10 protein-coding genes are annotated in these 15,410 nt (G+C 42.2%); 3 read left to right on the top strand and 7 right to left on the bottom strand.

Going from position 1 to position 15,410, the window contains the following annotated elements; genetic code table 11:
• Positions 1–51: 51 nt before the first annotated feature.
• The 3 genes from CWC18_RS07400 to CWC18_RS07390 form a co-directional block, all read right to left on the bottom strand.
• Complete coding sequence (locus CWC18_RS07400) at positions 52–1,857, bottom strand: GGDEF domain-containing protein (protein WP_249348114.1); 1,806 nt, start codon at positions 1,855–1,857, stop codon at positions 52–54.
• A 180-nt stretch (positions 1,858–2,037) separates the two neighbouring features.
• Complete coding sequence (locus tag CWC18_RS07395) at positions 2,038–2,349, bottom strand: DUF6172 family protein (protein WP_119861618.1); 312 nt, start codon at positions 2,347–2,349, stop codon at positions 2,038–2,040.
• A 603-nt stretch (positions 2,350–2,952) separates the two neighbouring features.
• Positions 2,953–4,140 (bottom strand): NAD(P)/FAD-dependent oxidoreductase, encoded by a 1,188-nt coding sequence (locus tag CWC18_RS07390; RefSeq protein ID WP_138675003.1) that lies wholly within the window; start codon positions 4,138–4,140, stop codon positions 2,953–2,955.
• 355 nt (positions 4,141–4,495) lie between these two features.
• On the opposite strand from CWC18_RS07390, the gene CWC18_RS07385 reads away from it, so the two are divergent.
• Entirely contained in the window at positions 4,496–6,622 is a 2,127-nt protein-coding gene (locus tag CWC18_RS07385) for a S8 family peptidase (RefSeq protein ID WP_138589791.1), read from the top strand.
• 85 nt (positions 6,623–6,707) lie between these two features.
• On the opposite strand, the gene CWC18_RS07380 is transcribed toward CWC18_RS07385, so the two are convergent.
• The 4 genes from CWC18_RS07380 to prlC all read right to left on the bottom strand — a co-directional run bounded on the left by CWC18_RS07380 (position 6,708) and on the right by prlC (position 12,983).
• Entirely contained in the window at positions 6,708–8,633 is a 1,926-nt protein-coding gene (locus CWC18_RS07380; RefSeq protein ID WP_138589792.1) for a methyl-accepting chemotaxis protein, read from the bottom strand.
• A gap of 141 nt (positions 8,634–8,774) precedes the next feature.
• On the bottom strand, positions 8,775–9,539 hold the full coding sequence (locus CWC18_RS07375) for a class I SAM-dependent methyltransferase (protein WP_138589793.1): 765 nt from the start codon (positions 9,537–9,539) through the stop codon (positions 8,775–8,777).
• A 107-nt stretch (positions 9,540–9,646) separates the two neighbouring features.
• The gene (locus CWC18_RS07370) at positions 9,647–10,807 is read right to left on the bottom strand and encodes a response regulator (protein ID WP_138589794.1); all 1,161 of its coding nucleotides are present in this window, start codon (positions 10,805–10,807) and stop codon (positions 9,647–9,649) included.
• Positions 10,808–10,937: 130 nt separating this feature from the next.
• Positions 10,938–12,983, bottom strand: coding sequence for an oligopeptidase A (gene prlC / locus CWC18_RS07365; protein ID WP_138675002.1), 2,046 nt, complete (start codon positions 12,981–12,983; stop codon positions 10,938–10,940).
• Positions 12,984–13,255: 272 nt separating this feature from the next.
• On the opposite strand from prlC, the gene gorA reads away from it, so the two are divergent.
• Together gorA and CWC18_RS07355 are read left to right on the top strand one after the other, a co-directional pair.
• Positions 13,256–14,614 (top strand): glutathione-disulfide reductase, encoded by a 1,359-nt coding sequence (gene gorA / locus CWC18_RS07360; protein ID WP_138675001.1) that lies wholly within the window; start codon positions 13,256–13,258, stop codon positions 14,612–14,614.
• A gap of 538 nt (positions 14,615–15,152) precedes the next feature.
• On the top strand, positions 15,153–15,410 hold a 258-nt coding region (locus CWC18_RS07355; protein ID WP_138675000.1), incomplete at its 3' end, for a transposase.

The raw sequence follows: 15,410 nt of genomic DNA, 5'->3' as shown, positions 1-15,410 counted from the left end.
CACACAGGTACGCATTTCTTTACTTATTTAATGACAGCGATTTTATGTATTTTATACCAAGCACTCTTGTGCTTGACTCTTAATTCTAACGACAGGCGCGGCCGGCTTTCGTCGGTTACACACAAACAAATAGCTATTGCGATAGCGCTTAGCCTCTTTCTTTGCATCGGTTGCGAGCGCTGCCACTTGATGGCTATTGTTGCAGCTCTCTAAATCAGGCCTTACTAACCCAATCGATAGTGTCAATAATGGTACAAATTGCTTTTGCCCTTCTCGATTGGTCGCCCAATAGCCACCCGCTTCCACATGTTCAGAGGTAAAAAATGCTTTAGACTGCAGTTCAAACTGATTAATAATTTGATGACATAAATGCTCCGCATCCGTACCATCAAATACCACCATAAAATCATCTCCGCCAATGTGCCCTACGAAACACTTACTTTGACTACACACTTGAACCGTCACATCTGCCAATAACTTTATGACGCTATCACCACTGGCATAGCCATACAAATCATTGAATTGTTTAAAGTGATTCAAATCCACATACGCCAAAGAAAAGGTATGATGCGCTTTTAGCCTTTGTTCTATCGCTTCATTTATCGCAACGTTACCCGGTAACATCGTCAATGGATTTGCGTGTTGAGCATGGCGAATTTTTTCTTCTGTAATATGTTTCAAAATATCTCGTAGTGGTGCTAGACCAAGGTACCTATCATCTCGAGTCACAATAATATGACGGCGAATATCAAACTCTTGCTCTGTGATCTGCTTACTCACCACATCTAACTTTGCGTTCTCATTGACTATAAGGGGCTGCTTATCCATCAACTCCGTAACAGGCTTTTTCGCATACAAAGCGTGGCCATAGGGAGCTGCGAATACTTCAGTTAATTGATCACGATGAAGTAAACCAACTGGTTGCTGCTGAGCATCAATGACAGCCAAGCTCATCAGTAATTTATTCTGCTCAAAGCGTTTATGTGCATCTTTGCAACGCGTAGCTTGATCGATCGCACTTTCTATTTGTGCTAGTAACCCCACTGACATCGTCATTTCGCTGTACTCTCCTTGTGGTCGCAATTTTAATTGCATCACTTGTGCTGCATCTAATATGACTGGCGGTTGATGCGCGGGTCTTGCAAGCAAAAACCCCTGTGCATGCTCAATCCCTAACTTTTCTAGCAAAGATAGCTCTTCTAATCGCTCAATCCCTTCCGCAATCACAGAGGTGTTGGTTACTTTTGCTAATTCAATGATAGATTTTAGGAACTCTCGCTTCACAATACTTTGGTCGCAATGATCGATAAAGTAGCGATCAACTTTTACAAAATCGGGCCGTAGTTCAGACCATTGCTTTAACCCTGAATATCCAGCGCCTAAGTCATCAATGGCGATTTTAAAACCAAGCTGACGGTAATGCTCTATGGTTTTTAATAACAAAAATCCGTCATCGACTTTATCTTGTTCAGTAACCTCAATCACAACCCGGTTAGCCGCCAAACCATACTTTTCAACTAAATGCAGCGTCTCGCCTTTCGGGTGACTTGGATCAAGTAATGTATTTGGGCTCACATTTATAAAAAGCTTTCCTGGCAAATCTTGTTCGACAAAGCGTGCAATGGCTTTTTCTCGGCAAAGTAATTCTAACTCTGACAGCCTGCCATGAGCACTGGCAAGTGAAAAAAGGCGGTCAGGAAGTTCGATATTTGATCCCGTAACACCTCGACTAAGCGCTTCAAAACCAAGTACATGTTGTTTGGCAATATCATAGATAGGTTGAAATAAAGTGCGAACAGCGCCTTGTTGTAATAATTCTTCTAATGCTGCTAAGTCAAGCGAGGTGTTATTGGGCACTTTGTCCACTGAATTCAAACCACATGATTAAGTAATAATCAAACACGCTATCAAGATTTTATGACGATTTTATTGCAACCCGCCGAATTGTCCCTATAAAGCACTATTTTTATAAGGTGGTTATCTATAAAAAAGCCAGTGTTCATTCACTGGCTTATTCACTTTAAAATACCGAGTCAATTACTCAGCATCTTCATAATCAATGTCATCATTTGCCGTTTTAAAACCATGCTTAACGAGGACTTCAAGGTAAAATGATGGCTGCTCCAATCGCGCTGCTTCATCAATACATTTATTAATTTCATGGACTTTAATAACGTCTGCTTGAGATTCAGTATGACCAAATCGACAATCAAAATCCCAATAGTCAACGCCTGCCGGTAACGTTTTATTGCGCTCACGGCGAAGGTATTTTTTCACTTCGTATTTTATCGCGTCAACTAAACGTGCAGGTTTTAACTTAGGGTGCGTCAAAGCAAAAGTTTTTTTCATGGTGATCTCTGTGTCAGGACAGCTATTACGTAAATTCTGCCGAGTTATAGAAGTTAGTCTATCTATTTTACTGTAATTTATGGATGGTAGCGAATACTAAAATAGCTTTATCTGCATACAATGCTACTTTATGCAGTAATTCAGTGCTCATGTATCTATCCCAAATAAATGAAACAGTTCATAAGTAGAATTTTCCGTTAACAAAAATAGGAAAGTTTTTCATGAGAAAAAACATTCTGGGGATCTTGAGTGAGATAAGGTGTCAAAGCCAAACAGAAAGTGTATTGCCTTAGCTAGGGATACGTTTAATGAAATGACGTCTGCAGACAAGCTTAGCTGCTTACGCATGTACATAATTATTGAACATCAACAATTAACTTTAGATATTCAAAATAGAAAATTTGAAATTACTACCGCTCAAGAGCTAAATTTTTTACTTTGTGGAGCGCTTCTACACAACTCCACTTAACAATGAAAAACGATTAGCGAATTCTGTTATTAATCCCTAGAAACGAAAACTACTTATAAATACTAATCAGTAAAGTCATTAAAGTTGTAATATCATAAAGAGATTGTCTTCGCTTTGTTTATCAGAAAACACAACTAACACACCTGCCCAGCGGCAAAGCCACAGCTCCACGCATATTGGAAGTTATAACCCCCTAACCAGCCTGTTACATCAGTTACTTCGCCAATAAAATATAAGCCTTGTGCTTTTTTGGCTTCAAAGGTTTTTGAGCTGAGTTCATCGGTGTCCACGCCGCCTAACGTTACTTCAGCGGTACGATAGCCTTCGGTGCCATTGGGTTTGATAGTCCAATTATGAATATAAGTGGCAACGGCCTCTATTTCTGTGTGACTTAACTGGTTGAGTGCTTTGTCTGGAATGGCATGTTCAGCAATTAAAATTTCGATAAAACGTTTTGGTAATAGGGTGCTTAAACTATTTTTAAGCGATTTACTGCCCTGCTCTGCGCGCCATTGATGAAGGGTGTCTGACAAGCTTAATTCGGGTAGTAAGTTAATCGTGACGGCCTGACCTGCTCGCCAAAATGATGAGATCTGTAACACCGCGGGGCCTGATAAGCCTCGGTGAGTAAACAAAATATTTTCTTTAAACGCAGTGCCATCTTCACTGCTTACGTTACACGCGATACTCACGCCTGATAACCCGTCAAATCGCGCTTTATCATGATCATGCAAAGTAAATGGCACCAGTGCCGCTATGGTTGGTAATACATTTAAGCCAAACTGCTCGGCGATTTTATAGCCAATCGGCGTTGCGCCTAGTTTTGGCATAGTTAATCCACCGGCGGCCACCACCAATGACGCACATTTAAATTGCTGCTCTGAGGTTGTCACAACATAGTCACCTTCAGCCGCTGCCACGACGTTTAACACTTCACTCCGTAAAAAGTGCTCAACACCCGCCCATTCGCATTCGGTCATTAAAATATCAACAATGTCTTGGGCACTGTTGTCGCAAAATAACTGGCCCAAGGTTTTATGGTGATAGGCCAAGTCATGGCGGTCTACCAGCTCAATAAAGTCATGCTGGGTATAGCGGCTTAAGCATGATTTAACAAAGTGTGGATTGGCACATAAATAGTTGCTGGGTGACGCCCCTTCATTGGTGAAGTTACACCGACCACCGCCACTGATCAAAATTTTACGACCGGGCTTTTTGCCCATATCAACAACAGCGACTTTTCGGCCTCGATAGCCAGCCTGCGCGGCACACATTAACCCGGCAGCTCCTGCACCAATCACAACAACATCAAATTGCAGCACACTTTTACTCATCAAAATAAATTTATGCGTGCATTGTAACAAAATTGTACTCGTAGCAAAATTACTTGCTCAAACTCCGGCCAAAAAAGCATATTCTCACTAAAATATGAATTCACCTCACCTTGTTTACATTCTTTTACACTGCCGTGCACACTAGTTTACAGAATAAATAATTTTTATAAATGTAATAAAAACATAATATTAGCATGTTTTTTGCACAACTTGGACGACCCCTTATAACAAAAACAATAGTGCACATAACAAAACAACACTTTAAAAAAAATAACTTTAATTTTACCTTCGTTAACCTTCTTGCAAATAAGAAGCATCAACACAAACAAGTTAGGGGAAATTAATGACAACAAAAAAATTAAAATTAGGTGCAATTTCACTGGCAGTGACGGCAGCATTTACGGCACACAGTGCGCTAGCGACAAATAACAATATTAACTTTGCGCAAACTGCTGTGAAAATGCAAAACCAAGCAACACTCGGTACCCAGTTCATCATAAAGTATAAAGAAAACAACGAACAAGTGATGACGTTATCGACTGAACAAATGTCTGACGCGAATTTGCAACAGCGCGCTCAAGGGTTTGTTCAGACATTTAAAAGCCAAAAATCGAGCGTCTCAACGCAGTATGTGCGACCTATGGCACTGGCAAACCACCACGTTATGCGGGTAAATAAAAAACTAACAACCCTTGAAGCAAACGCGTTAATGCAAGAAATCGTTGAGTCAGGCAATGTTGAATATATTGAAATAGATCAAATGCTCCAGCCATTTGCCACACCGAACGATCCGCGTTATTCAGATCAATGGCATTATTTTGAAGCCAATGGCGGACTCAATTTACCAACCGCTTGGGATAGTGCAACTGGTGCGGGTGTAACGGTTGCTGTACTTGATACAGGCTATCGTCCTCACCGAGATTTAAACGCAAACATTTTACCTGGCTACGACATGATCTCTAACTTACAAGTCGCGAATGATGGTGGCTTACGAGATAATGACGCACGAGATCCAGGTGATGCAACAACACGTGGCGAATGTGGAACAGATGCGCAGGGCAACCCATCACCTAGTTCTGACAGAGACTCTAGCTGGCATGGTACTCATGTTGCGGGTACTGTTGCGGCAGTCACAAACAATGGCGAAGGTATCGCTGGGGTTGCTTATAACGCACAAGTTGTGCCTGTACGTGTACTTGGTAAATGTGGCGGATTAACCTCAGATATTGCCGACGGTATTATTTGGGCATCTGGTGGAAGTGTTGCTGGCGTGCCTGCAAACGCCAATGCTGCTGATGTTATTAACATGAGCTTAGGTGGCGGCGGTGCATGTAGTGCAACAACGCAAAATGCCATCAACCAAGCACGTAACAACGGCTCTGTCGTGGTAATTGCTGCAGGTAACGACAACGACAATGCCAACAACTACAACCCTGGTAACTGTAATGGCGTGGTGAATGTTGCATCAGTTGGACGTAACGGTGGCCGAGCTTACTATTCAAATTATGGTACCTCTATTGATGTCGCAGCACCAGGTGGCGCACAAAGCTTTGCCAATGATTCAGAAGGGGTTTTGTCAACGCACAACTCAGGCAGCACAGGGCCGGTATCTGATAGCTACCATTACTCGCAAGGTACTTCAATGGCGGCGCCGCATGTGGCAGGAGTTGCTGCATTGATCAAGCAAGTAAAACCCAATGCAACGCCTGATGAAATAGAGACTATCTTAAAAGATACCACACGTAGCTTCCCAGCAACGTGTAACAACTGTGGTACTGGTATTGTTGATGCTGCAGCGGCTGTAGCGCAAGCAACAGGCACACCACCACCGGCTGGTGATGACAACGTGTTAACTGATGGTGTCGCGAAAAGTGGCTTGAGTGCAGCTAAAGATAACCAAGCGTTCTATACATTTGAAGTCCCAGCTGGCGCAACTAAAGTACGCTTTACGACATCGGGTGGTTCAGGTGATGTTGACCTTTACGTACAGGCAGGCACTAAACCAACAACACGCAGGCATGCATGTAAATCTGAGCAACCATCAACCAGTGAAGTGTGTGAAATCGACAACCCTACCGCGGGGACTTACCATGTACTATTAAGTGCGTACTCTGCATATACTGGTGTGAGCTTAAAAGGTGATATCACAACGGGTGGCAGCACAACGCAACCAGGCGGTGGCTCACAAAGTAACCTAGCAGCCTCTAGAAATCAGTGGTTACACTACACCATTGATGTACCTGCAGGCATGAGCAGCTTTACGGTAACAACATCTGGTGGCACGGGTGATGCAGATTTATATGTCACTCAAGGTTCACGTCCAACAAGCAGCAGCTATGATTGCCGTTCGTGGAATTCAGGTAACGCTGAAACCTGTACTTTTAATGCGCCAGCAGCGGGTACATGGCACTTAAGCTTAAATGCTTACGCTACTTTCTCAGGCGTTACACTCAATGCTGAGTACAAATAACCCAACCTGATTGTAGCAACTCGCAATCACTCCCATTCCCTGGGGCAGGCCAAAGCAACCGCTTTGGCCTTTTTATTCACTGCACTTACACCAATCCTAAACTGGTTCTTATTCGCTGCATTTGCTCTTGTAACTGCCCTTGTATATCAATAACCTGCTGCCCTGAACTATTCACTTGATGCTTCATTTGTGACATTGCCACACTAAAGTTTTCTAAGAGTCCGTTTTGCTGTTGGGCAAGCTCCATGGCGTTATCGGCAACTTGATTGGCACTTTGTGCACTGGTCGCGACACCTTCTGAATTACGTTTAAGCTCGTGAGCATGAGAAGTTTGCAACTGTGCATCGTCCGCCAATGCCGATATTTGCGTTGATACTTTTTCTGAGTTTTCACCTAAAATACCCAATTGCTGATTAATATCAGACAGCGAATCTTGGGTTTGCTGGGCGAGTTTTCTCACCTCATCAGCCACCACAGCAAAACCTCGGCCATGCTCACCCGCCCTCGCAGACTCTATTGCAGCGTTTAAAGCGAGCAAATTTGTTTGTTCTGCAATGGTGCGGATCATTTCAATAACTTTCCCCACATCCGACACGCCATTTAATAGCTCATTTAAGCTGGCTAACCCTTGCTCAACTCGGCTTTGCGTTTCAGAGCTAGCATTAAGCATGGCGTCTGCAAATTGTACGCTTTGCGTCATAGCTTGATAAGTGCTGCTGGCATTATCCGAGACTTGGGTGTTGATATCGTTCACCTCTCCGCCTAACGCTTTAATTGTTACCAGCATGGTCTCGGTCTGTTCAACTTGCTCATACGTGGTGTCTGATTGGCAGCCTATTTGCGAAAGGTTATCGCTCATTTGCTGCATAAAGTCGTTGATCACTTCCAACATATGCGAACGCTCTTGCGCTTCACTGCGCTGTCGGTCAATCAATTGATTAAAGTAGGTCGCTATTTCACCGAGCTCGGTATTGGCATGTTTACTATGAATATTTTTTAATTCATTACTTTCGATCAAGTCGGCAAACCCATCGCGTAATTGGCGTAAGGGCGTCAGTACCTGATTAAATTGCATTATATAAACCGCGGCCGCTAATAAAACCAACAAGCCAATTGCAACACCAAAGATCAGCAATACTTGGTATTTTAACTGAGTCTGTTCATCTTTTAATTGTTGCTCAGCATTGAGCATGATGTCAGCAACCTCTTTAATGTCGTTACGCAGTGAATCTATACCTTGTTGCCTTTGTTTTGCCTGCGTTAAGGTACTTTGTAAATCACGATCAAAGCGTTTTGGCCAGCTTACTAGCTCAGCTTTTATTTCCTCCGCGAGATCTTCCGCCTCGCCACCAAAAAACAGTTCATCCTCATCAATTTCAGACATTACACCCAAATTGTCGAGCGATTCCAATTTGCGCGCTAATGTATTTAAGCTGCTGATGGTTTTTTGCAAGTTGGCCTCTGTCGTATTGTCAAAATGGGCATTGAGTTGATAGGTATAAATACCCAGATTGCTCACTTGTGCATAATAGTCGGATGCCAGTGAAAAATAGTCTGCACTCAAAGGGTGTGGCTGCGCCTTTAATGTGTAACTAATTAACGACGATGCCGAGCCTGCCATTTGCCTTAACGCATTATCTAGTAACGCCATTTCATTGCCCGACAACTTACCCAGAGCTCGATACTTGCCGTTTATGTCGCTATCTAAACTATCCAGCTGTTTGGTGAGTAATCCACTCACGCTGATCGGCAATATAGATAAACTATTGGCCTTAATGGCGGTAATAACCTCTGAAGATTGACTTAAATGCTGACTATCCCCTGCTTTTAGATAGTCTTCAATACTGCCTTCAAGGTCAATCAAAATGGTGTTCTTTAACTGAGTGTACGCCGTGTTTTGTACATCTAACGTATTTAAAGTATTTGACGCCCAAAATAAAACGCCTGCCAAGAAGATGCTGGCTAAAGCTAAGAGTATTGCCAAGAGCCGAGTAAACGAAGATACGCGCATGATCACATCCTAATAATGAGTAGCACCGGTAGAGTATTAACCTTTTATGACAGTTTAATGTAATTTCTTTGTTTCAGGTTGAGCAACAGATAAAAGCATACTTTAGGCGTAGCTTTTATCCTCAGGTAAATGAGTGTTTTGTTATTTCATCGCTGATTTTACATAAACATCAAAACGGTTTTTCTTAGTGGTGATCTGCATGCTGGGCTTTTTATTATTCAAAAAAGGTGCATAGTCTGGACGCTTAACCACCACTCGTTTACTGGCAAGCGCGTAAGCAAAGTCAAATAGCCCATCCGCATCATGATCCTCTCCAACCAAGGTTTGAAAAACGCGCATTTCTTTTTTTACCAATGCTGACTTTTCGCGATGTGGAAACATCGGATCTAAATACACCACATCAGGCTGACACGTCGTTGCGGCCAAAAGCGCATGACTAGAGCCAAATGCCATGGCCATATTGCTTTGCATCCAAGGTCCAATATCTGCATCCTGATAAGCACGTTGTAAGCCATCGTATAACAGTGCGGCCACAACTGGGTGGCGTTCATGTAAGGTGACTTGACAACCAAGTGATGCCAATACAAATGCATCTCGTCCAAGTCCTGCTGTTGCATCTAAAACATGGGGGGTGGCCCCTTTATTTAAGCCAACTGCTTTGGCAATCGCTTGGCCTTTTCCACCGCCAAACTTACGACGATGCGCACTTGCTCCGGTGACAAAATCAACTTGAATCGCCCCTAACTTAGGTTCATCACTTTTAAATAACTGGAGCCCTAATTGGTCATATATTAATTTAAAATCTTTACCTTGCGCATGGTTTTGCGTCCATGCAGGCAACGCAAATTTTTGCTCAATTTGTTCTAAATATGGGCGGTTTTCTGGGAAAGGGGTATGAATAACCAACTGCAAGCTCCTAAAATCATGGCCTTCACAGTATATCTAATCAGTAATCCACACGACATAAAAACTTGCTTCATGCCCCAAAGTTAATGCCATTTGCGATAAGAAAGTTAAAATAACTCAATATCAGTTTGTGCCGCAACTTCTTCTTCACCCCAAGGCTTCGCAATTTTATTTAAGCTTTCAATTAATTGATGCCGTGCCTCGGTAATATCCGACAACTTAAACTTGATAATTGATAACTCGTCATCCACAAACGAAAAATGTTGGCAGAGTTTATCTAGTGCTTTTATTTGCTCTGCCGTCAGCTGCCTGTCTTTTAAGCTATGAATTTGCTGCACCAAGGCTCCAAATTCATTTACTTTACTTGAATGATGGCCGCCAATACCAGCCAGTTGATCTGATAACTCTTCAAAAACACGGCCAATTTGATCCACTTTACTCAATGCTTCTTCACTGACTTCCATATCTTTTATTTTTGCATTAGTCGCCTCTAAAATGTGCGGTAACAAATCTTTGTAACGCCCATACATGGCATTATCATCCACTGGCATATTTTTAATCAACAAAGAAACCTTCGGGTAGTTAATAATTGTCCGACGGCCAAAATCAACAAAGCGGCTGCCATCACGATGCTTACTCAGTAGTTCTTGTTCTATTGGCTGCATGGCACCATTACCAGATAAAAACACTTGTGTATCGTGATACCAAAATGCCACAGCAACCTCTAGCCGTAATGGCACAAAAAATTCAAAGAAGTAATCCGACAGAGTGGTTAAATCATGGGCGTTATACGACTGACCAACATAGCGCATGATCCGCCCCATATCACCAGAGTCAGTCATGGCTATCTCGGCAGTGATCTGAGCTCTGCGTACATCTAACGTTAACTTACGAGATTGTTGGCGATACGCATCTAACACTTTGATACGAGCAATAAGTTCATCGCTTTCGAAGGGTTTAGCCACGTAGTCTGACGCCCCCGCATTGTAGCCTCGCATTCGCTCAGAAAGTTCTGACTTAGACGAAAGGAACATCACCGGTATATCCGCTGTACGGCGTGACTTTTTTAGTTTTTCGCATACTTCAAAGCCCGATATGCCCGGCATTTCAACATCGAGTAAAATTATGTCTGGGTGATACTTTTCAGCAAGGCGCAAGCCATCGTCACCATTTTTGGCGTGTATCAATTTACAAAAGTGCGACAATGCCTCTTCTATAATATGGTGCACTAATTTGTCATCATCTATAGCCAACACCAATTTGGTCATTGTGCTTTCCCTATCAAATCATTTCTTTAAAAAGCATAGACCGAGATGATAAATTTGCGAGCAAGTTTCAGATAAAATAAAAGCACCCTTAGGTACTTTTATCTTTATACAGCGCTGTTTTACTGCTGTGTTATGCTGCTACATCAATACCACTGTGGCGCAGCAATGCATCCACTTGTGGTGCTCGACCACGAAAACGAGTAAATAATGTCATTGGTGATTCAGACCCGCCCATTTCTAATATGTTTTCCATAAATGCCTGACCTGTCTCAGCATTAAAGATCCCCTCTTCTTCAAACTTAGAGAATGCATCCGCTGACAGAACTTCAGCCCACTTATACGAATAATACCCAGCACTGTAACCACCGGCAAAAATATGACTAAAACCATGTTGGAAACGATTAAACTCTGGCGCTTTCACGACCGCGACTTTTTCCCGTACGGTATTTAACACTTGTTGAATTTGGCACCCTGAATCGGCTTGATAATCAGCATGAATATGGAAATCAAATAAGCTAAATTCAATTTGACGCAACATTTGCATCGCAGATTGATAGTTTTTAGCCGCTAATAACTTATCTAGTAACTCTTTTGGTAATGGCTCGTTTGTTTCGTAGTGCCCAGAAATAAAACTCAGCGCTTCTTCATCGTAACACCAGTTTTCAAGAAACTGACTTGGTAGCTCAACCGCATCCCATGCAACCCCATTAATACCCGCCACTGGTGCTGCATCAACTTGTGTTAGCATATGGTGAATACCATGGCCAAACTCATGGAATAATGTAGTGACTTCATTATGGGTAAATAATGCAGGTTTATCTCCAACCGCTTTATTGAAATTACACACCAAATAAGCAACTGGTGTCTGAAGTTGGCCATTTGCACGCACCTTTCTGCCCATGCAATCATCCATCCACGCACCGCCTCTTTTATGCTCGCGCGCATACAAATCTAAATAAAAGTGACCACGTAATTCATCGGCTTTATCATGTATCGCAAAAAAACGCACATCGCTGTGGTAACTATCAAAGTCTGTCATTTCAGTTACTTTAATACCGAATAAACGATTAACCGTTTCAAATAAGCCGTTCAGTACACGGTTTGCTGGGAAGTATGGGCGTAATTGTTCATCAGAAATCGTATACTTGTCTTGTTTTAGCTTTTCACCATAATAGCCATAGTCCCAAGCTTGTAGTTCACTAATGCCATGTGCCTGCTCGGCAAATTCAACAAGCTCTTTTAATTCGCCATTGGCTTGTGCTTTGGATTTTTCAGCTAAATCATTTAAAAACTCAAATACTTGCCCCGGTGAATCGGCCATTTTTGTTGCCAGTGATTTATGAGCATAGCTATCAAAACCAAGTAATTGTGCTATTTCATGACGCAAGGCTAGCGCTTCAGCCATAATCTCAGAGTTATCGAATTCATTGGCATTTGGTCCTTGATCAGACGCTCTGGTTGAAAATGCACGATACGCTTCTTCGCGTAACTCACGATTATCGGCATACGTCATCACTGGTAAATAAGACGGGAAATCGAGGGTAAATACCCACCCTTCTAACTCTTTGCTTTGTGCTGTATGCGCAGCTAATGCGAGTGCAGATTCAGGAAGACCTGATAATTGACTCTCATCTGTAATATGTTTTTGCCAAGCTTGTGTGGCATCCATCACATTATTACCAAACTTTGCACCCAATTCGGATAAACGCGCACTTATTTCGCCATAACGGTTTTGCTGTTGTTCATTTAATGCGATGCCTGATAATGCAAAATCACGCAGCTGATTGTCGATAGTGGTTTGCTGAGCAATAGACAATGTTGAAAATTCAGCAGACTCTTTTACTGCTTTGTAAGCATTATATAACCCTTGATGCTGACCACAGTAAGTAGAATATTCAGAGATCAGGGGTAAGCACTCATCGTAGGCCTCTCGCAACGCATCTGAATTAACCACTGAGTGCATATGCGAAACAGGCGACCACATACGCGACAGCTTATCATCCGCCTCTTCTAATGGTAGTACCAAGTTTTCCCAATTAAATACACTGTTAGTCAGCACATCATCAATGGTTTTACGACAGTGAGCAATCGCTTCTTTAAGGGCGGGTACTACATGCTCTGGCTGGATCTTAGAAAATGGCGGTAGGCCTTCAAGCCCGATTAATGGATTGCTCATGTAATCTCTCTTTTATTTTTTATCTAGATGTTGAAATTGGGGCAAACATCGCTATTTCAAGCAGTAACAAAGAATTCTGATCAACCTAAAAGAAAGCATATACCTGTTCTAAAGTGATCATGTATACGTATTCTTCCGTTAAGCTTAAGTTATCATCACGCACAAATTTCAGATCTTTGCGTAAATTGGTATTACACTGTTATTTTTTCATCGGCTTGATGGTCTTACTACTTTAAGCGTAGAACATATTATTTAATTTTTAAGGGTAAATTATGGCTCAACATTTTGATTATATTGCTATTGGTGGAGGCAGTGGTGGTATTGCTTCTGCAAACCGAGCTGCAATGCGTGGCGCAAAAGTAGCCATTATTGAAGCCAAGCACATGGGTGGAACCTGCGTAAATGTCGGGTGTGTGCCAAAAAAAGTTATGTGGCATGGCGCGCAAGTCGCTGAAGCAATTAAATTATATGCGCCCGACTACGGATTTGATGTTGAACTGAAAAACTTCAATTGGTCCAAACTAGTTGAAAGTCGTCAGGCATATATTGGTCGCATTCATCAAGGTTATAATGGCTATTTAGCCAAAAATGGCGTTACCGTGATCAATGGCTTTGCTAAGTTTATTGACAACAAAACGCTTGAAGTTAATGGTGAGCACTACACCGCTGATCACATTTGTATTGCGGTAGGCGGTCGTCCATCGGTACCAAACATACCGGGTGCTGAGCACGGTATCGACTCCAATGGTTTTTTTGAGCTAAATGAGCAACCACGCAGTGTTGCTGTAATTGGTGCAGGGTATATTGCCGTTGAATTAGCGGGTGTTTTACATGGATTAGGCACTGACACCCATTTATTCGTTCGTAAACACGCCCCATTACGCAGTTTTGATCCGCTCATTGTAGAAACCCTCACTGAAGTAATGGAAAAAGAAGGCCCAACACTTCACACCCACTCAACACCGAAAGAAATTGTCAAAGAAGCCGACGGCTCTGTGACTCTGCACCTTGAAAATGGGGAAAGTCACAACGTGGAGCAACTTATTTGGGCAATCGGTCGAGAGCCAGTCACCGACTTGATCAATCTAAAAGCCACCGACGTTGATACCAACCAGCGTGGTTTTATCAAAGTAGATGAATTTCAAAACACCTCGGTGGATGGTATTTATGCGTTAGGCGATATTATGGAAGGGGGCATAGAGCTTACGCCCGTGGCTGTTAAAGCTGGCCGTATGTTGGCAGAACGCTTGTTCAACCCTGAATTACCCAATGCAAAAATGGATTATAACTTAGTACCAACAGTGGTATTCAGTCACCCACCAATTGGTACAATCGGTTTAACTGAACCCGATGCAATTACACAGTATGGTGAAGATCAAGTTAAAGTATATAGTTCATCTTTTGCGGCCATGTACACCGCAGTTACAGCCCATCGTCAGCCTTGTAAAATGAAGCTAGTGTGTGTTGGCCCTGAAGAGAAAGTGGTTGGCTTACATGGTATTGGATTTGCAGTGGATGAAATGATCCAAGGCTTTGCCGTTGCCATGAAAATGGGCGCGACCAAAGCAGACTTTGATGCAGTGGTTGCGATACACCCAACTGGCAGCGAAGAATTTGTTACTATGAGGTAGGTGTAGAAATACAATCAATCTAGATTGAGTATCACATAGCTATGTTATGCCACCTAAATGCAGCAGAATTAGGTGGCCTAGCCATTTCAATACAGATCATAATACTCTATTTATAGACACACGTTTCAATAGCGCCTTTATAACACTCAACGACGAGCTCCGTTACCAGAAAAACTGATTTACTTGATATTTTTCAAAAAAAACAAACATGACCATAAAGTAGACTACCCGTAGAAAATACAAAAGACTCACTAATAGTTACGTTATAAAACACCTGCTTTAAATGACTTTGCGGAACTTCGGATAACACATTTACTCTTCACTATTTGACTTAATAAGCCCAAGCTCTCCTATATCGTATAAGTCTTTAACTACACCTTATCATTTCACATTTATTTCACACTCAGTTATTTAATGTCACACCATCAGCGTTACGGAAAGACACATGATCATCAAAATATATTTTCAATATAATGATCTGCTTTAATCAAACAGGACACTTTAATAATGGAATATAATCCAATTATTGAGGTGTTAAATGACAAAGCGAACAAACAGAAATTATACGGCTGAATTTAAGCAAGAAGCTGTGGCATTGGTAACTGAGCAAGGTTACAGCGTACCAAAAGCAGCGGCGTCTTTAGGTATCACAGATAAAATACTCTATAACTGGAAAGCTAAGTTTGAAGCTGAGCAATCTGGGACCAATTTAAGTGCAGATGAACGAACAGAGCTGTTGAGGCTGCGCAAGAAAAATAAAGAACTCAGGATGGAAAAGGAGATCTTAAAAAAGGCC

Origin of the sequence: Pseudoalteromonas aurantia (assembly GCF_005886875.1) — a bacterium.
GTDB classification, from domain to species: Bacteria; Pseudomonadota; Gammaproteobacteria; order Enterobacterales; family Alteromonadaceae; genus Pseudoalteromonas; species Pseudoalteromonas aurantia_A.
The sequence above is the reverse complement of the archived record's forward strand: the minus strand, read 5'-3'. Positions and strand labels throughout refer to the sequence as shown.

Bases quoted from the DNA above. Each gene is read 5' to 3' on its own strand.
- CWC18_RS07380 (WP_138589792.1), bottom strand. From the start codon at position 8,633: ATGCGCGTATCTTCGTTTACTCGGCTCTTGGCAATACTCTTAGCTTTA.
- gorA (WP_138675001.1), top strand. From the start codon at position 13,256: ATGGCTCAACATTTTGATTATATTGCTATTGGTGGAGGCAGTGGTGGT.
- prlC (WP_138675002.1), bottom strand. From the start codon at position 12,983: ATGAGCAATCCATTAATCGGGCTTGAAGGCCTACCGCCATTTTCTAAG.
- CWC18_RS07370 (WP_138589794.1), bottom strand. From the start codon at position 10,807: ATGACCAAATTGGTGTTGGCTATAGATGATGACAAATTAGTGCACCAT.
- CWC18_RS07395 (WP_119861618.1), bottom strand. From the start codon at position 2,349: ATGAAAAAAACTTTTGCTTTGACGCACCCTAAGTTAAAACCTGCACGT.
- CWC18_RS07385 (WP_138589791.1), top strand. From the start codon at position 4,496: ATGACAACAAAAAAATTAAAATTAGGTGCAATTTCACTGGCAGTGACG.